This is a genomic window from Shewanella sp. 30m-14 (assembly GCF_052977125.1).
The window spans coordinates 169,666-187,887 of the sequence record NZ_JBRILW010000004.1 but is presented as its reverse complement, the minus strand read 5'-3'; the positions used below and the strand labels follow the sequence as shown (position 1 = coordinate 187,887).

At 43.9% G+C, this 18,222-nt stretch carries 15 protein-coding genes; 9 read left to right on the top strand and 6 right to left on the bottom strand.

Going from position 1 to position 18,222, the window contains the following annotated elements:
• The first annotated feature begins 163 nt into the window (after positions 1-163).
• Positions 164-1,876 (top strand): nitrate/nitrite two-component system sensor histidine kinase NarQ, encoded by a 1,713-nt coding sequence (narQ, locus tag ACVBIU_RS04805; RefSeq protein WP_447163209.1) that lies wholly within the window; start codon positions 164-166, stop codon positions 1,874-1,876.
• Between the two features lie 95 nt (positions 1,877-1,971).
• A complete protein-coding gene (locus ACVBIU_RS04800; protein ID WP_447160229.1) occupies positions 1,972-2,601 on the top strand; it encodes a response regulator in 630 nt (209 codons plus the stop codon).
• Positions 2,602-2,712: 111 nt separating this feature from the next.
• Here ACVBIU_RS04800 and ACVBIU_RS04795 read toward each other — a convergent pair whose 3' ends face one another.
• A complete protein-coding gene (locus ACVBIU_RS04795; protein WP_447160228.1) occupies positions 2,713-3,084 on the bottom strand; it encodes a YacL family protein in 372 nt (123 codons plus the stop codon).
• Between the two features lie 267 nt (positions 3,085-3,351).
• Positions 3,352-4,107: an FKBP-type peptidyl-prolyl cis-trans isomerase gene (gene fkpA / locus ACVBIU_RS04790; protein WP_447160227.1), complete on the bottom strand. Its 756-nt coding sequence runs from the start codon at positions 4,105-4,107 to the stop codon at positions 3,352-3,354.
• A gap of 424 nt (positions 4,108-4,531) precedes the next feature.
• Between fkpA and ACVBIU_RS04785 the strand changes: the two genes are divergently transcribed.
• From ACVBIU_RS04785 to ACVBIU_RS04765, 5 genes are all read left to right on the top strand, one after another.
• On the top strand, positions 4,532-4,774 hold the full coding sequence (locus ACVBIU_RS04785; RefSeq protein ID WP_447160226.1) for a SlyX family protein: 243 nt from the start codon (positions 4,532-4,534) through the stop codon (positions 4,772-4,774).
• A 298-nt stretch (positions 4,775-5,072) separates the two neighbouring features.
• Positions 5,073-6,440 carry a COG3014 family protein gene (locus tag ACVBIU_RS04780; RefSeq protein ID WP_447160225.1) on the top strand — a complete coding sequence of 456 codons (1,368 nt, stop codon included), beginning with the start codon at positions 5,073-5,075 and terminating at the stop codon, positions 6,438-6,440.
• Between the two features lie 23 nt (positions 6,441-6,463).
• Complete coding sequence (gene lpoB / locus ACVBIU_RS04775; RefSeq protein ID WP_174208590.1) at positions 6,464-7,057, top strand: penicillin-binding protein activator LpoB; 594 nt, start codon at positions 6,464-6,466, stop codon at positions 7,055-7,057.
• Between the two features lie 216 nt (positions 7,058-7,273).
• Positions 7,274-9,916 carry an aminopeptidase N gene (pepN, locus tag ACVBIU_RS04770; RefSeq protein WP_447160224.1) on the top strand — a complete coding sequence of 881 codons (2,643 nt, stop codon included), beginning with the start codon at positions 7,274-7,276 and terminating at the stop codon, positions 9,914-9,916.
• Positions 9,917-10,105: 189 nt separating this feature from the next.
• The gene (locus ACVBIU_RS04765) at positions 10,106-10,318 is read left to right on the top strand and encodes a hypothetical protein (protein WP_439267534.1); all 213 of its coding nucleotides are present in this window, start codon (positions 10,106-10,108) and stop codon (positions 10,316-10,318) included.
• 518 nt (positions 10,319-10,836) lie between these two features.
• On the opposite strand, the gene ACVBIU_RS04760 is transcribed toward ACVBIU_RS04765, so the two are convergent.
• Both ACVBIU_RS04760 and ACVBIU_RS04755 read right to left on the bottom strand, forming a co-directional pair.
• Complete coding sequence (locus tag ACVBIU_RS04760; RefSeq protein WP_447160223.1) at positions 10,837-11,397, bottom strand: phosphoribosyltransferase; 561 nt, start codon at positions 11,395-11,397, stop codon at positions 10,837-10,839.
• Between the two features lie 491 nt (positions 11,398-11,888).
• Positions 11,889-13,652 (bottom strand): alkaline phosphatase D family protein, encoded by a 1,764-nt coding sequence (locus ACVBIU_RS04755; RefSeq protein WP_447163208.1) that lies wholly within the window; start codon positions 13,650-13,652, stop codon positions 11,889-11,891.
• Between the two features lie 207 nt (positions 13,653-13,859).
• Between ACVBIU_RS04755 and ACVBIU_RS04750 the strand changes: the two genes are divergently transcribed.
• Positions 13,860-14,360, top strand: coding sequence for a toxin-antitoxin system YwqK family antitoxin (locus ACVBIU_RS04750; protein ID WP_447163207.1), 501 nt, complete (start codon positions 13,860-13,862; stop codon positions 14,358-14,360).
• Between the two features lie 306 nt (positions 14,361-14,666).
• On the opposite strand, the gene ACVBIU_RS04745 is transcribed toward ACVBIU_RS04750, so the two are convergent.
• Both ACVBIU_RS04745 and ACVBIU_RS04740 read right to left on the bottom strand, forming a co-directional pair.
• Complete coding sequence (locus ACVBIU_RS04745; RefSeq protein ID WP_447163206.1) at positions 14,667-15,818, bottom strand: endonuclease/exonuclease/phosphatase family protein; 1,152 nt, start codon at positions 15,816-15,818, stop codon at positions 14,667-14,669.
• A gap of 68 nt (positions 15,819-15,886) precedes the next feature.
• A complete protein-coding gene (locus ACVBIU_RS04740) occupies positions 15,887-16,831 on the bottom strand; it encodes a DUF808 domain-containing protein (RefSeq protein ID WP_447163226.1) in 945 nt (314 codons plus the stop codon).
• A 282-nt stretch (positions 16,832-17,113) separates the two neighbouring features.
• On the opposite strand from ACVBIU_RS04740, the gene rpiA reads away from it, so the two are divergent.
• Positions 17,114-17,773: a ribose-5-phosphate isomerase RpiA gene (gene rpiA / locus ACVBIU_RS04735; protein WP_447160218.1), complete on the top strand. Its 660-nt coding sequence runs from the start codon at positions 17,114-17,116 to the stop codon at positions 17,771-17,773.
• The last annotated feature ends 449 nt before the right edge of the window (positions 17,774-18,222 follow it).

Below are 18,222 nucleotides of genomic sequence, written 5' to 3'. Positions count from 1 at the left end.
GACATACCCCTAAGGGGGTATCCGTGGTGAAGTTTGCGTTAGATCAAATTGTGAACGTGTTGTTGCTCACACTTTTGCATTTTTGTTAATGTAATCAAGTAACCACTAATGTAGAACCGCTACCAATGAATAACTCAAATACCATAACGATGAGATTTTATAAATGAAAAAAGGCAGACTCACTTCAGCGATTTGGGGCTTCATGTTAACGCTAATTTTGCTGTCGAGTGGACTGGCTATTTTTGCGATTATCAACCTGTCTTATAGCCTTGGGGATGCTAGAGCTATAAACGCTTCAGGTTCACTTAGAATGCAGAGTTATCGCTTAATGTTCTACGCCAATTCAGGTAGCGAAGCGGCTAATGAAAAAATTAAAGAGTTTGAAAATACATTAAATTCTCAGGCACTTAAGCGCTCACTTACCTGGTATACCCCTCAAGATCTTAAAAACAAATACCTTACGGTTATCGATAAATGGCAAGTGATGCGTTACTACATAGAAACAGAAAATTCACGCCTCTATGCGGAATCGCTTAAAGACTTTGTCGATACGATTGATTTATTTGTACTCGAAACCGAACAATACGCGGCACTCAAGCTCAAAATTTTGGCCATCAGCCAGATAGGTGGATTGGGCTTAATGTTACTGATTGCCTTTATTACGGTCAGAATTGCCAAACGCAAAGTTGTTAAACCGCTGCAACAATTAATGCAAGCCGCCGATACTATTTCACAAGGTGATTTTAATGTAGAGATGCCTAAAACAGAGTACCTAGAATTAAGTGCATTAAGCAGCGCGCTAGACTCAACCGTAAAAAAATTAGCCAGTGTATATCAAGGACTCGAAGAGCAAGTCCAAGAAAAGACCATAGCCTTAACTCGTGCCAACAATGAGCTAACCTTACTTTACGATACGTTAGTGATGCTGCACTCGAGTAAACTCGATAGTTACACTTTGACCCAAGCGCTCAATCAACTTCAGGCGCATGAAAAAGGCATACGCTTACGCCTTGTTCTAGTTCAAGACGCTGATGTAGTCGATATTATTGCAGCTGAAAGCACAACGGATTGGCCACTGCATAGCGAAAACAGCAAACAATTTCCGGTTAAATTTGAAAACAACAACTTAGGTTACCTTGAAGTCGTTTCCTCTAACGCCTTCTCTTTTCCTCTGTTTAATAACTTTGCCATCATGCTTGCGCGTTCAATGGTGATCTACAATGCGGGTGAACAACGTCAGCAACTGGCCTTGATGGAAGAGCGCGGCGTCATTGCCAGAGAGCTACACGACTCTTTGGGTCAATTGTTATCTTTCTTAAAAATTCAAGTGAATCTGCTTTCTAAAGAGCTAGATAAAACTTCAAAAAGCCCACGAGCTGCCGAGCAGTTACAAGAGATAAACGAAGGTGTTAATACCGCATACGTGCAATTACGAGAATTATTGTCTACGTTCCGTCTAACCATTAAAGACCCTAATTTAGGCCATGCTATGGAAGCGATGATAGAACAGCTACGTGGTCAGTCCAATGCCAATATTACGCTAGACTACAAGTTACCCGCACAGCTCTTAGGTGCCCACCAACATATTCATATTTTGCAGCTCACCCGTGAAGCGACATTAAATGCAATAAAACATGCAAGTGCGAAGCACATACATATTAGCTGCCAAACAATTTCCGATAAAAAAGTCGTGATCAGCATCAGTGATGACGGCGTAGGCATTGAAAAATTAAAAGAAAGGGATCAACATTTTGGCTTAGGAATTATGCACGAACGCGCCAGTCGCTTGTCGGGTGTGGTAGAATTTAGCCAGAATAAAAAAGGTGGGGCCACAGTGACCCTTAGCTTCTCTCCCCAACAGGAGCCAGCTGAATAACGATAATCGCTATTCCCGCTTGCTTTTTTAAGGGAATAGCATGATTTTATTAGCTGTTTTACTTAGTCGCACATACCTCAGCAGGAGGCCTAAAGATGGGCAAACCCTATTCAGTTCTAGTTATTGATGATCACCCACTACTACGGCGTGGGATCTGTCAACTTGTCACTTCGGACTCAGACTTTACCTTATTTGGTGAAGCGGGAAGTGGCCTAGATGCATTATCAGCGGTTAGTGATAATGAGCCCGATATTATATTGCTCGATCTTAATATGAAAGGCATGACAGGCTTAGATACACTGAACGCTTTAAGGCAAGAGGGCGTCACTTCACGTATCGTTATTTTAACCGTATCCGATGCAAAACAAGATGTGATCCGTTTAATGCGCGCTGGCGCAGACGGCTATTTATTAAAAGATACCGAGCCAGACTTACTGCTTGATATGCTCAAAAATGCCATGCTTGGCCACCGTGTGATAAGCGATAATGTTCAAGACTATCTATCGGAGTTAAATACTTCGGTCAATGAACAGGAATGGATTGAAAATTTAACACCTAGAGAACTTGAAATTTTGCAGCATCTCGCTGAAGGTCAAAGCAACCGTATCGTTGCCGAACAACTTCATATTAGCGAAGGCACAGTAAAAGTGCATGTGAAAAACTTACTGCGCAAAGCCAATGCGAAATCACGTACAGAAATGGCAGTACGCTATCTCAATCAGTGATCCTGCTTAGGCAATACAAATCAGTATTATGATAGAGTTTTAGATCAAAAAAGCAGCCAAAGGCTGCTTTTTTGGATTTATTTGTTCAGAAATAAATCTGAAGATCGGCAATCATTTTTCGTCTAAGAAATGACGCCAGCTGACAAGGACCTCATAAAAGTCCTCTAAACCACAAAACGCTTCGGACTCTCCGTCATAAAATGACATCGACTCATCGAGTTCTTGATCTTCGTTATCTTCAATATCATTAGCAAATATTCTTGCCTGCTCAGTATCAAGCTCAAGCGATAGCGCTTTACCTAGCAAACGCCATTCATTGCCCTGACCGTTTTGCAATCGCTCGATTTGCTGGCAGATCTCAACATACAACGGCCTATTATCGGCAAGCTCTTCCGATAACCAAAAACCTACCGCTTCATGATCCATACTAAAACGGGCAAACACCGTGTCAGTAATAGTATTGCGTAAAAATTCGTATTCCATAACTTGGCTCAAAATTAAAAATCACTCTCAGTGTTCATTTTAACGCACTTATACCAATCAGCATAAGAAACTGATCTACTCAGAGTGAATTTGGCAAACTAATTCAAGGCAAATAGATGGCACAATGGTTATCCCCTTGTGAGTCTATTCAACGCAGAAGTAGACAATTGCAGACGTAAAAAAGGACGCATCTGCGTCCTTTTTAAATTTGCTGAGATTAGCGTTACCTCCCCCGATATAAAGGAGTCGATAGCAATAACCTACAAATTAGTGTGCATGTTCAGCAGCTGGAGCCGCCTTTTCGATATCTAGCAGTTCAACTTCAAATACTAAAGTTGAATTAGCAGGGATAGTACCGGTATCACGATCGCCATAAGCAAGATTTGCTGGGATAACAAACTTGTACTTAGAGCCGACAGGCATCAACTGAACGCCTTCAGTCCAACCTGGAATAACGCGGTTCAGTGGGAAAGTAGCTGGCTCGCCACGTGCAACAGAGCTATCGAATTCAGTGCCGTCAGTCAATGTGCCCACGTAGTGAACTTTAACAGTATCTTCAGCAACAGGCTTGTCACCCGTACCTTCAGTGATCACTTCGTACTGTAGACCAGAGTCTGTCGTCACAACGCCTTCTTTAGCCTTGTTCGCATCGAGAAAAGCTTGGCTTTCAGCTGACGCTTTCTCAGCCAATACTAGCGCTTGTGCTTGACGCTTTTCATTTAGCTTCTCGTCAAGCGTTTGCAAAATTGTTTGCATCTCTTCTTGAGTCAGCTTTAACTCGTCGTTCAGGCCTTCGCTAAAACCAGTAACGATTAGACTTCTATCCACATTTAGACCAAGCTCTTCTTGCTCTTTAATGTGACCTGCCATGTAAGTACCAATAGACGCACCAACGCTGTAAGCTTCTTTTTGCGCTTCAGTTTTTAATTCTACAGGAGCTGTCGCAGCTGCTTGCTCTTGATTACAAGCAGTTAGACCAACTACGGCCAAAGCCACTAGTGAATATTTATAAATCGATTTCATGAAAGCTTCCTCAGCATTTACACGTGGTTACACAAACCTAATACTTTTATTTAGGCGAACCACTTTATACTAGTTAAATAGGTTATTCCAATCTGATTAATCAAATGCTTATCAACTGAAATTAAACGTACTTTTTCAATACATATTATGACAGTAGCGATGATTACGGTTTTGACCTACTAACTTAGCAATGATTATCTTATTAGTCATCTAACAGACAACAGAAATCAGCGTGAGTTCATTCACTTTGCCATACTAAACACGCTTTTATCAGCTTTCATTCAGCTTGCTGACTATTATTGACTTTGCGCCTAGTGCTTTTAAAAAGCGAGTTTCCATAAACCTAGGCAGGCGTTGTATACTCATACTCACCAATAGGGTCGCCCATTGATCCTTATGTTCCATTAAGCGGTGCACTCACATAATGAGCTCACCCTATCCATCAGAGGTCAATTTGGATAATTTAGAAAGCCGTGTCGAAGAATTAGAAATGAAGATTGCGTTTCAAGATGGCACCATTGAAGAGCTAGATCAGCAAGTTATCAAACTGAACCAAGCACTTGCCTTACAACAAGAGCAACTTAAGCTCTTAATCAGCAAATTTCAGTCGGTTGAGCCGAGCAATATGGCAAGTCAAGCAGACGAAACACCACCACCTCACTATTAACCGCCACACCTTTATAATGAGTCGTGTTAATCAAAGCGTAAATAGTACAAGATATCGAGTACTATTTACGCATAGGTTTACAGTATTCATGTTACGTTCAGCTTTCAAACGCTATAAAAGCCTTGATATAACCATGAAATATTGTAAGTTTTTATAGATACACTCTTGAGTAAACTTTTATCAACCTATAATGAATTGAAACACTCGGCTGATCCAATAAGGCTAAGAGCCTGTCGGCCTAACACTGTTAGCACTCAAGGAAGGCGATGCAACTAACGCAAATCAAAGAGAACCGAGAATGAGACGTTTGCTACTGCTGGCTACAATAATGCTCAGTCTAAGTGGCTGCGCGTTTAACAGTATCTTTATTAATTACCCTTCTCAAATTGCCCCAGTTAAGGCTCAGCTCAACTCGCCGACGCCGCAAAATGCAGCCAAAATAGTCGAATCTGAAACTAATGGTGCCGATGGACTCCTCTATGCGCAGGAGGCTGGACGAAGTGCACAGATTGCAGGCAACTTTGAGGCCAGTAAAAAATACTACCAGCAAGCCGTATCGGCCTATAAAGCTTTCGATGATAAAGCCAAACTCAGCCTTAGTGACGCAGGCGCCACTGCCAGCAGCCTACTAATCAACGATAACGTTATCCCGTACCGCGGCCCCGGATACGAACGTATCATGCTGCATCAGTATCAGGCCCTTAATTATCTATTTGCTGGCGATCCACAAGGCGCATTAGTCGAAGTTCGCCGCAGTAACGAGCTACAAAGCCAAGAGCAAAAGCGCTACCAAAAATCGAATAAGTCAGTGCAAGCTATGGCCAACGGCACCATTGACGCTGAAATGGACAAGCTCAGCAAGGCCGCAGGCACAACCACCAGCTCATTCTTAAATGCCTACAGCTACTACACAACGGGCATGTTACATGAGATTTTAGGTGAGCCGAATGACGCCTATATCGATTACCGCAAAGCTGCGCAGATCTCGCCTAACAATCCATACCTGCAAAAAGACTTAGTCAGGCTAGCCAAACAGTTATCAATGCCGCAGTACGAAGAGTTTAAGAAGCGTTGGGGTGATGCTATAGAGCCTAAGAAAGGCGAAGGCCAGGTCATCATCATGCTAGAGCGTGGTTTCGTCCCTGAAAAGCAAAGCTTCACCGTGCCTTTTACCATTAACGGTAATTGGCAAACCGCGTCGTTGGCAACCTATTACCCCAATAGACAACATGTCAGACCGGGGCAGATCCAAGGCTTAGGCACAGTACTTAAAACGGCACCGATTGCCAATATCGATGCCCTGGCCATCAATGCATTAAAAGAAGAGTTACCGGCAGCCCTCGTTAGGCAAGCGGCACGTATCTATGCTAAATCAGAGATGGCGCAGAGCGTTGAAAGTAAAACAAAAAAACGAAACAATGATATCGATTATGCCTCTATCGCCATGCAGATTTTTAACGTGGTTTCAGAGCAAGCCGATAGACGCAGTTGGCTTACGCTACCTCAGCAGGCACAAATAGCTCGTGCATACGTAAAACCAGGAAAATATTCATTAATGCTGGACAATGATCCGGCTGACCCCATTGAAGTTAAGAGCGGACGTACTACCTTAGTCTGGATAATTGACACTGGTAATTACACCCGTTTTTATTCAATAATCATTTAGCAATCACTTGTATGGAACTTACTATGAAACATTTAAAAGTCGTTTTTATTCTTGCAGCAGTAATAGGTTTATCAGCCTGCCAATCAAAAGTTGAATACGGTGATGCCACAGAAGTGGAAACCGTTAACGAAAACTTTGGCTCTACCGATCTACAGGCTATCGCCGCTAAGATGGTCGATAGCATGCTGACCTTCCCACCCGTTGTTGCCATGACAGCCAATGACCGCCCAATCATCTTCGTCGATAAAATTAAGAATAAAACCTCTGAGCACATCGATACCGAATCTGTTACCGATTCAATCAGCAATAAGCTACTTCGTTCTGGTAAGTTCCGCTTTATCGACATGACAAAAGTGGACTCAGTACGTAAGCAGCTAGACTACCAAAACAATTCAGGCATGGTTGATCCATCGACTGCGATTAACTTCGGTCGTCAAATTGGTGCTCAGTACATGCTATACGGCAACCTATCTAGCATAGTGAAGCAAGATGGTAGCACTAAAGATGTTTACTACAAGATGACCATGCGTTTAATGGACTTGGAAACGGGTCTTATCGAATGGTCTGACGAAAAAGAAATTCGTAAGGTTAAGTCTAAGTCTTTCTTAGGACTATAATTCTTTAACGAATTTTCTCGTCATAAATAAGCCAGCATCACGCTGGCTTTTTTATTGGCAAAAATTGAAGCGCGTTAATACTTCTTCGCTAACTAGAAATAAGGTAACTTATGGCCTTGCTGCTAGGATTAGACTGCAATTGCGTCACCAGCAGAGACTCTATTTAAAAAATAATAAACGCTAAGGGTCATTAGCTTTGATATTAAGGATGCTGTTTTGAAGTTGCTGCATATCGGTTTAACCGCTTTATTTTGTTCTGTGATTGCCGGAAATGCCAGCAGTAAACAAGTCAATATCCCGCGGGATAATACGCCCTACATCAGCCAAGAGGTTGCTGCGCAGCGCTCTGCTGTCATATCTGATGTGCATTATGATCTCGATTTCACCTTAACCGATCAGCAAAGCTTTAGCGCTACAAGCAAAGTGAGTTTTGAGCTTAGCGATACAGATCAACCGCTGAGCTTAGATCTCAACCAAGCAACCATTAACAGCTTCATTATTAATGGTACTAAGGTCTACCCCAACTATAACAACAGCTACATCAGCCTAAATCCACGCTTACTCAACAGCGGTAGCAACACCATTGAAGTGGCATTCACGCGAGATTACAGCAGTAATGGCGAAGGCCTGCACCGCTTTGTCGACCCTGTCGATGGTCAGGTCTACCTCTATTCTCATTTTGAGCCCGCTGCTGCCCAGCAGATGTTTGCCGTTTTCGACCAGCCCGATCTTAAAGCCCGTTACACCTTAGCGGTGACAGCTCCAAAAGAGTGGACGGTGATCAGTGCGATGAGAGAAACCTCAGTTAGCGACCAAGGAAAGCTGCGCCGCTGGCTATTTCCAGAGTCTCCTAAACTTAGCCCCTATAACTTCTCCATGCACGCAGGCCCTTATCACGAATGGCAAGATAACTCAGGCAAGTATCCACTGCGCTTATTTGCTCGACAATCAGTGGCCAAACAAGTTGATGAAAAAGACTGGTTTACCTATACCCAGCAGGGACTCACTTTCTTTGATAACTACTTTGGGATCCCGTATCCATTTAAAAAATACGATCAAGTTTTAGTGCCGGATTTTCTTTATGGTGCAATGGAAAACGCCGCAGCAATTACCTTTAGTGAAAGTCGTTTTCTCACCGATGGTGAAATGAGCCGCGTGCAACAACAACGGCTAGCCAGCGTGATCATGCACGAAATGGCCCATCAATGGTTTGGTAATCTGGTCACCATGAAATGGTGGAACGGTTTATGGCTAAATGAAAGCTTTGCCTCATTTATGGGGACACTTGCCACCAGCCAAGCCACAGAATTTAGCCATGCCTGGCGCAGCTTTTACGCCAAAAACAAACAGAGTGCTTATCATCAAGATAGCTCTGCCAGCACCCACCCTATAGAAGTGCCCGTTGCATCGAGCCAAAACGCCTTCGATAATATCGACGCTATCACCTACTCCAAAGGCGCATCGACACTTAAGCAGCTCAACTACTTGTTAGGGGAAAAAACGTTCCAACAAGGGGTTCAACATTATTTAACTCAGTTCAGCTATCAAAATGCTGAGTTAAAAGACTTTATTACCAGCCTTGAACTGGCCGCTAAACGCGATCTTAGCCAATGGAGCCAAGATTGGTTGAATCATGCGGGAGTCAACACCCTGCAAGCTGAGTTTAGCTGCAACAATGGCCGCATTAGCCGTTTTAGCCTAAAACAAACGGCTCCGAGTGGATTACCCACCTTAAGAGAGCAAAAAGTGCTGCTTGGTCTATTTACCCAGGGCCGAGATCGCTTACACCACAACATTAGTGTTCCCGTGATCTACAGCGGTGAAACCACAGAGGTTAAACAGGTCATCGGCCTGCACTGCCCAGCTCTAGTTTATCCCAACTATCAAGACTGGGGCTTTGTCAAAGTCAGTCTTGATAAAACATCATTTAACACTGCGCGCACGAACTTATCATCCGTAGATGACCCATTACTTCGATCCATGTTGTGGCAAAGCCTATGGGACAGTGTTGAAAACGGCGACTTATCGCTAAAAGACTACATGGGCACTGTGCTCATCAACTTACCCGGCGAACGCGACCTGATCATCTTAGATCAAGTGTTAACAAGTCTGTCTGATACCCGAGTTTATCTTGATAAAATGGAGCCTAGCCACCAGCACTACGCCAAGATGGCCATACGAGCGATTGAACAGATGAGTCTGCGTAAAGTGATGGTCAATACAGGCAATCATGATATTCAGCGGCGCTGGCTTGATACCTACATCGAATTTAGCCGCAGTAACAGTGCCTTAAATCATATCGATTCACTATTAAAGCAAACCGCCAATATTAAAGGCATAAAGATAGACCAAGATCTTCGCTGGAAAATGGTCATCCACCTCAATCGCTATGGGCACCGTAACGCAGGCTATTGGCTCAACAAAGAACGCTCTGCCGATAACTCTGATAGCGGCCAAAAATCGGCAATCGCCGCAGAGGTCATTCGTCCAGAACCGGGGAGCAAGCAGCTATGGTTAAGCCGCACGCAAGGTGTTACCAACCTGCCTTTTGCTAAGGTGCGCACCGTTATGCAAAACCTATATCCAAGTGAGCAGAAACGCCTTAGCGCCACGACCGCAGAGCAGCGCTTAAGCGCACTTATAAAGCTCGACGTAAATAAAGGCCCAGTGTTTATGCGAAGCTATAGCGAGACACTGATCCCACAAGATTGTAGCTACGGCAATGTTGTCACATTAAAGCAGATTATCGAGTCTGAAACGTCACTGTCGGCGCTCGCTGTGCGGGCATTAAAAGATGCGGTGCAGCAAGAACAAACCTGTTTACGGATCAAAACTAAGTTAGCGTTGGACGGGAAATAAGGTTCTAGGGAAAGCTAAGACCAATCAGTATAAGACGATAAAAGCCGGAAAAGCCAAACGAAATCCAAGGCTAAGATGTAACGCTGATGGCTGCTATACCTAGGACCTGCTCTTCCAAAGTCCAAATCATACTAAGTCCTCTTTTAGCACTATAATTGAGTTGCACTATTACTCATCAAGGAGCGACATATGGGGCCCTTTACGGTTGCCGCGCTAGCTATTATAGGTGTTTTTTCTTTCGCCGCATTTAAGGAATACAACAAAAATAAAGGGCGGGTCGAACTCGATGAATTAACGAACGTTAAAGCCGAACTTATCGAGCTTAAAGAGCGAGTTGTCACCCTAGAAAAGATTGTCACCGATAAGTCTTATCAACTTAAAGATGAGATAGATAAGCTTTAGGTTTAGGAAAAGCAGGAGAATAAAGTCCTAGATCCTAGGTCCTAGGAAAATGCTAAGACGGGATAAGCAGGAAAAACAAAAAAACCATCTATCCAGCTCAGCGAGTAACACTTTTGCCCTTTTTTACTCCTAGAACCTGCTTTCCTAGGGCCTTTTTTATAATGTAGGTCGGCATTTATGCCGTCATCTTTGATGGGCTAAAGCCCAACCTACATTAAAAAACACAATACCCTCTTTTGATTTTATAGCAGGACGAAGTCCACTCTCAACGCAAAGCGTGCTAGGTGCTAGGTGCTAGGAAAGTAAAAAATGGGAAAAACGGCAAAGCAAAAGATAACAGCTTGGCTTTTGCTGTACCTAGCAGGGCGAAGCCCGTCCTCGCAGCGAAGCGCCCTAGGATCTAGGTCCTTCTTTTAAAATAACAAAGCCACCTGTCGGTGGCTTTTTACTACTTATTCAAGCTAATGCAGCTCAGTTCAGTCCTGCTCAAGCTCTAGTGAACTGACACTGAAACAAGCTTAAACGAATAGGTGTTTAATGTTCTTTAAGTCACCCTTGCCTTCGGCAAGTTCTTCTGCCGACAGACCAGAGACTTCATGCGGGAATACCAACCATTCATCTGACTCATGAATGAAGTAGTCAGGCTTTAAAGGTACGGCGGTATTTTGAGGCTTATAGTATGGGCAGGCAATACGCACATCTTTTGGCATATTTAAGCGCATAAGGTCGCTCAAGTTTTCCATTAGTGCATGGATACTACGACCCGAATCAAACACATCATCAACAATCAATAGGCCATCACCGGCATTAGCGTTTTCTACAATGTAATGTAGGCCGTGCACCTTGATCTGCTTACTCTGCTTATTAATGCCATAGTAAGATGAAGTACGTACAGCAATATGGTCAGTTTCAACTTCCTTGAAATCGAAAAACTCTTGCACCGCAATACCGATTGGAGCACCACCACGCCAAATACCCACGATGAACTGTGGACGGAAGCCACTCTCGTAAACTTGTGCCGCTAAGCGAAAAGAATCTTCTAGCAACTCTTGCGCAGTAATAAAGCATTTCTCTGACATCTGACCGTCCCCATCTTGTTATTAATATCTAAATTAGGTCTTATACCTTTCATAACATCAATTGATCTATTTACAGCAACACTCTGACGAGGAGAGTTACAAATTAGATTATAAAAACAATAAGTTAATTTAAATAGTGTATTTCCACTAACTCACTGTCATCCAATAAGAATAGATCAAAAGTAGTTTAGCTGATTAGTACAAAAAGGCAGGTGATGACATCTATTCCAAGATCTGGAATGGGGCCTGTTAATCGTCAAAACGAATTAACCGCTCAAAGTCTAAGCACCCACCGGATTTTGGAGGCAAATTTTATACTAAATTAATCTGTATTGCTGCAAAAAAGCAGAAAAACTTATGTCGTTATCACTAAAAAATAAAGCCACCTTAAAAGGCGGCTTTGTTTTGTTCATCAGTTTTGTTCATCAAATACAGCTAAATCGAAACCATCTGTAAATGAAAGCTAAGGATAACGCTTAAGCATAGCTGTTTTAAGCTTTGGCCATTTCAAGTGTATGGCTACCGGCTTTCGTTACCATAGAGAAGTTTCGCTCGGTGTCTTCTGTAAAGTCGCGAGTATAAATCGTATCCACATAACGCCAATCGCTACGCACCTCTTCATGAGTAAAGGTCAGGGTCATTAAGCCTCGATTCATTAGATTCGCATAAGCAAGGTTATCGACTAAATCGATAATCGCCGCTTCAGTCGCTGGAATATCTTTAGCATCGATGCCAAGGTAATACTCAAGCCCAGGTGAAGATACAGAACTCGTCGCGAACTCAACCCCCACACCATCTCCAGCTGCATCTTTTAGCTCATTCGCCCAGGCATTATGAGTATCACCAGCTATCACCACTAGGTTTTTGGCTTGTGACTTAGCCGTTGCCAAAATCACTTCACGCTCGTAAGCGTAGCCATCCCATGCATCGAGGTTATAAGGGATTGATGGCAGCTGTAACAGTGCCATCGCCTGCGGCGTTAACTTATCGCCGTAAAAGGCTAAGTACTTCAACTCATCTTCAGTCAGAGTCGGATCGCCCGCCGCTTTTCTGGCTGCAAACTGGGCTAATGCGGCTAACTGACCAAACTCAGGAATAGACAACTGCTGAGTCGCAATCGCCGCAGGTAGCATCATCTTCCCCATCAATACCTGTTGCCCCAAGACCTGCCATGTGGCCGTCGACGTCAGTAGCGCCGTTTGCAACCAAGCCTGCTGTTCTTGGCCTAGCATAGTTCGATTTGTATCTGTGATATCTGCCATAAAGCGTGCGCTATCTAAGCCACCAGCACCATTCATATATTCAACGTAATCGAGCGGTTTATCACGGCCTATCAGGCGCGTATCTAGCATATGTAAATCGACTAAGTCGCCAAACTGGAATGAGCGGTAGATCTCTTCATGATTGCCTTCTCGCCACGGACGAATAGGCAGCCACTCGAAATAGGCTTGCAATGCCGCCTCTTTGCGCGCATCGAAATCCCCTTCGCCATCATTGTGATTTTCAGCGCCGTCACGCCAGCTATCATTCGCCACTTCATGGTCATCCCACACCGTAATAAACGGCGTTTTACCATGCAGCTTTTGCAAGCTAATATCACTACGGTATTGGCCATAACGAGTGCGATAGTCAGACAGACTCATAAGCTCGCCTTCAGGTAAGACTTCGCGTCCTAATGCCGCTGCGCGCTCGCTAGCATATTCACCACGGGCATACTCGTAAATGTAATCGCCAAGATGAATAACCGCATCAAGATCATCCATTCTTGAAGCCATCTCGTAGACATTAAAATAACCAGCTGGGAAGTTGGCGCAAGACACCACGGCAAACTTAGCACTATCGATAGCGCCCTGTGGTAAGGTTTTAGTCATTCCTGCTTGTGAAGTTTTATTGCCGGTTTTAAAGCGGTAAAAATACTGAGTACCAGCCTCGAGCCCCATGGCGTCGACCTTAACCGTATAGTCTCTATCGCTGTTAGTGATGGTTTCGCCATTACTCACTAACTGGGTAAATGCGGCATCGGTCGCCACCTCCCACGACACCTTAATGTCACCATCACTTTCTGGCGTAACGCGGGTCCAAAGTATCACCGCATCATGGCTAGGATCGCCACTAGCAAGGCCATGGAGAAACTCGGCATAGATGTCATTGTCATCATCGCTGCTACAGCCCATCAGGCCATAAGATACAACTGCAGCGCCCACACCTTTAGCAGACATGGCTAAAAAATCTCTACGAGTAACTGGTCGTTTCATTGTTATTATTCCTTTAATATTACGTTCTAGTTCTACTTATGTGGTACGAGGTCTAATCAGATGGAATGCTAAAGCACCACCATGACACGAAGAAGACAAAGATGTAAACCGATTGTTAAATATCAATTAATTTAATCGGCAGGTTATTGCTGTCAGCAAAGCATCAAAAAAATTTAGTGGTCTTCCACCTAAAAAGAACAAAGGATAATGTGTAGGGCTATTTCAGTATCGGCAGTATTAATTACGTTACTTAGCGGCTGTAGCAGCACAGAGCAAAGCGTGATCTTTGACGAGTTAGAGCAAAGAGGTGGTGTTATCTACTATCAAGACGCTCTCTATACTGGGATATTTTTAGATAAGGACAGCCAGCAAAGAGTTAGGGCTAAAGGTTACCTTATCGACGGTCTACTCCAAGGAGAAGTCATAAGCTATGACATCTATGCCAGAGTAACAAGAACCGAACACTTTAAAGATGGCAAACCGCATGGGATCATAACCAAGTTTTATGAAGATGGCACAGTAGAAGAACAAGGCCAATTTGAGGCGGGCGAAGCAGTCGGGAAATGGCTGCTTTATTATGAAAGTGGCGCCTTAGCTCGTGAATCTTTTCACAAAAATGACCGACCTACTGGACAGTGGACATATTTTAATGAAGATGGAACGCTCAAAGAAACACGAGTCTATAAAGACGGTCAATGGATAGAATAATACCAATCAGTATAAAGATTTGGTCGCTCAGCGAGAATTTAGCGGTTCTGATGCAAGGCAACGAGTGAAGAGCATAGTTGAACTAGGGTTTAGCTCCCTCTTGTTCATTAAGAGTCGCTGCAGCTGAGCCGCTAAAACTCGCCATTCTGGAGCGTTTTTGGCTGCCTACTTCAGCGTTGAACAGCTTTACAAGGGAATAGCCATTCTTACAGCTATTCGCCTTGAATTAGTTTGCCAAAAACCGCTCTGAGTAGATCAACTTCTTATACTGATTGGTATAACATCTCTACAAAGCCAGCTTTACCATTAGCGCCTAATGCGTAAGGTGCAAATAACTGGCGCGTGGTCGCTACTTTGGCTATCACGCTCAAAGCTTGGGTTCACTAAGTGCCTGTCTTCGGTGTGATAGTCACAAACTTCGGCAACACTATTATCAAAGCTTGGGTCAAAGTCTGCCGACAATAATATGTAATCCAGCACATTACCGCTGGCGCCGTAGTAATGAGTCGGCGCTCTCGATGCCCGTGCTTTAGCCAGCATTAACTCTTCCTCTACCGCAACGTCAACAAGACTTTTATCTGCAGTCTCCACGCCAAATAGATCCTGCAAACCTTGTTGAAACAGTTTGTAAGCATCCGTCAGCGGGAAATTCGCTAGCTCGCCCAGCCCCTCTTTTTCAAAACGTAGCTCGCGGTTAGTTAATGGCGATAATACCGAGCTTGTGAGCTCTTCATTAAAATCGCCCATTAACACCATTGGCTGATTGGTCTCAATCCGTCTTTGTAGCATGGCATGCAACAGTAACGCCGCTTCACTGCCGCGCTGAATGCTCGATGCCCACTGACCTAGACTGTTACGCCCTAATAACTCACCAAAGTTAACCAAAGGTGCGCTAGAGCCAGCCTTCTGCAGTGAAAGCTTAGGTTCAGAAAGTTTTGATTCTGAAAGCTTTGGTTCTGAAAACTTAGGCTGGGGCAATTCATCCAGGTGCGGGCGCTTAGATTTAAAGTGCACCACGTAAATATCGCAAAGACCAATTTGCGGCAACTGCACTGTCGCGCGAAGGGGTTTACGGCTAAATGCAAAGTTAGGGGTTAGCCCAAGCGCATGAATATACTCAGGCTCAGCTTCAATCGCGGTCACTTCTGTGAAAGGATATTTTGAGGCAAGAGCGACAACCGGATCGCGGCAAATATAATCGTCAATCACGGTTGGTTCACCCACTGTGGCAAAATGCGCATAGCCCACAGCTCGCATCTGCTCAGCCAAGGCTTGAGCCGAAAACACCTCTTGCAAGCCAATAATATCGGGCTGATGCTGCGCTAAAAACTCAGCTAACCAGCCCTGCTTTTTATGCCATTGTTCTTTGCTATAGATATTCTCAAAATCGTAATAAGCCAAAGGTGGCTCAATATAATTAAACAGGTTAAAGCTGGCGAGTTTGAGCCTGTTACTCATATTACTTGACCTACTCTTTGACATTGGGTTTTGTACCTAAAAATTACGTTATTTATCTGAGACACCCTCTATTTAACGGTTTTTTTATCGCCTTTTAGCTTCATAAACAGTTCCATCAGCAATACCGCTAACGCGCCAGCGATGACACCAAAAATCGCGTTTAAAATACTTGGTGTGATGAAGGCAACCACAGGTCCTACAAATTCAAAAGCCGCGATCCACTGCGCCGCATGAGTGATCTGCCCACCCACCCAATGCCAGCCATGGGTTAAGATCCCGCCGCCCACCATAAACATGGCAATAGTGCCGACAACCGATAAGGTTTTCATTAAGTAAGGGGCTGAATTTAATAACATCATGCCAAAGCGACGCTTAAAGCGTGCCCATACCCCCTCGCCAGGACGCTGACTTAAATAAAGCCCCGCATCATCGAGCTTAACAATCCCAGCCACTAAACCATAAACCCCAATGGTCATAACTATCGCGATAAAGCTCAAGGTGAAAAACTGCGTACTTAGACTCTTTTCGGCCACAATACCTAAAGTAATCGCAATAATTTCGGCAGATAACACAAAGTCAGTGCGTATCGCGCCCTTAACCTTATTGGCTTCATATTCCTTGAGATCGACAATCTCCTCTGCACTTGCCTCGGCTTCATCTATTTGATGGTGTTTTTTGGCGTGATAGCTGTGGTAAATTTTTTCGAAACCTTCATAGCAAAGGTACAGACCGCCAAACATAAGCAGCGGAGTAACAGCCCACGGAATAAACGCACTGATCAGCATCGCCGCTGGCACTAAGATACACTTGTTTTTAAACGAGCCGACTGCCACAGCCCAAACAACCGGTAGCTCCCGGTCGGCACTCACGCCTGTCACCTGCTGTGCATTTAGTGCCAGGTCATCACCAAGCACACCAGCCGTTTTGCGGGCTGCAATTTTACTCATTGCGGCGACATCATCTAAAATCGTCGCGATATCATCTAACAAGGTTAATAAACTCGCCCCTGCCATATCGACTCCTTTAATTACCCAAGACACTCCAAGAATGCCAAAATTCCGTCTAATACCAATCTAAATCACACTCATACTATAGCGGCTATTGTGAATAAGCTCATGACAATAAACTGTTAACTGCATCGAAAACTGCCGTTTTATCCACGGCAAATAAACGCCTTACCAATTATGCGTCACTTTTAAAGTAAATTTCAGGCACGTTCAGTGGCTTAAACGAGTATACTATCAGCAATATTTTTAACCTTTTCTTTAACATTTTCTTTAACAAGGGATTTCATAATGACTCAAGATGAAATGAAAAAAGCCGCCGGATGGGCAGCACTACAGTATGTAGAGAAAGACAGTATTGTTGGTGTAGGTACTGGCTCAACGGTTAATCACTTTATCGATGCACTCGCCACCATGAAGTATGATATCCAAGGTGCGGTATCAAGCTCTGAAGCATCAACAGAGAAAATGAAAGCCTTAGGCATTGAGGTTTTTGATCTTAACAGTGTTAATGAGCTATCTGTATACGTTGACGGTGCAGATGAAATCAACAGCCAAATGCACATGATCAAAGGCGGTGGCGCTGCGCTGACTCGTGAGAAAATTGTAGCTGCAGTTGCTGAAAAGTTTATCTGCATTGTTGATAACACTAAGCAAGTTAGTATCTTAGGTGAGTTTCCACTGCCAGTCGAAGTGATCCCTATGGCACGTTCATACGTGGCTCGCCAAATTGTTAAGCTTGGCGGCGATCCTGTTTACCGCGAAGGCTGTGTGACCGATAACGGTAACATCATCTTAGATGTGTACAACATGAAGATCATGAAGCCAACTGAGTTAGAACAGCAAATCGACGGTATTGTTGGTGTTGTCACTAACGGTCTATTCGCTAAGCGCCCTGCAGACGTATTGCTAGTCGGTACCCCTGAGGGCGTTAAAACCGTTACTTACTAACGGTTATATTAATACCTGAGGCATCAATACTTGGAACATTAATATCAACGATATTAATGTTCCAGACATGCAGCCCAGTTTAAAGCCACTCGATTGAGTGGCTTTTTTCATTCTTAAACCGACATCAATCGCAACTCTATTAGCTAGCCTGCATGGCGCTTGGCTCGGTATTTATGCCTTAGAGCCGGTAACGCCTCAAGTGAGCACAGCAGTAATCCGGTCCAGATCAGCGCCAAGCTCATCGCTTTTATTTGGACAAAATACTCGTTAAACACCATAAAAAAACGAAAAATCAGCAAGCGCTTTAAATGAAAGCGTAGCATGGGTAGCTGTTGAGGGTTGCAAAGAAAATTTACAAGAATGGATAGAAAATTAGAGTGGGACTATTGTCGCATTTCAGCGGCAATAAAAGCGTGATATATCATCCTATTTACCCGATTAACTCAAAG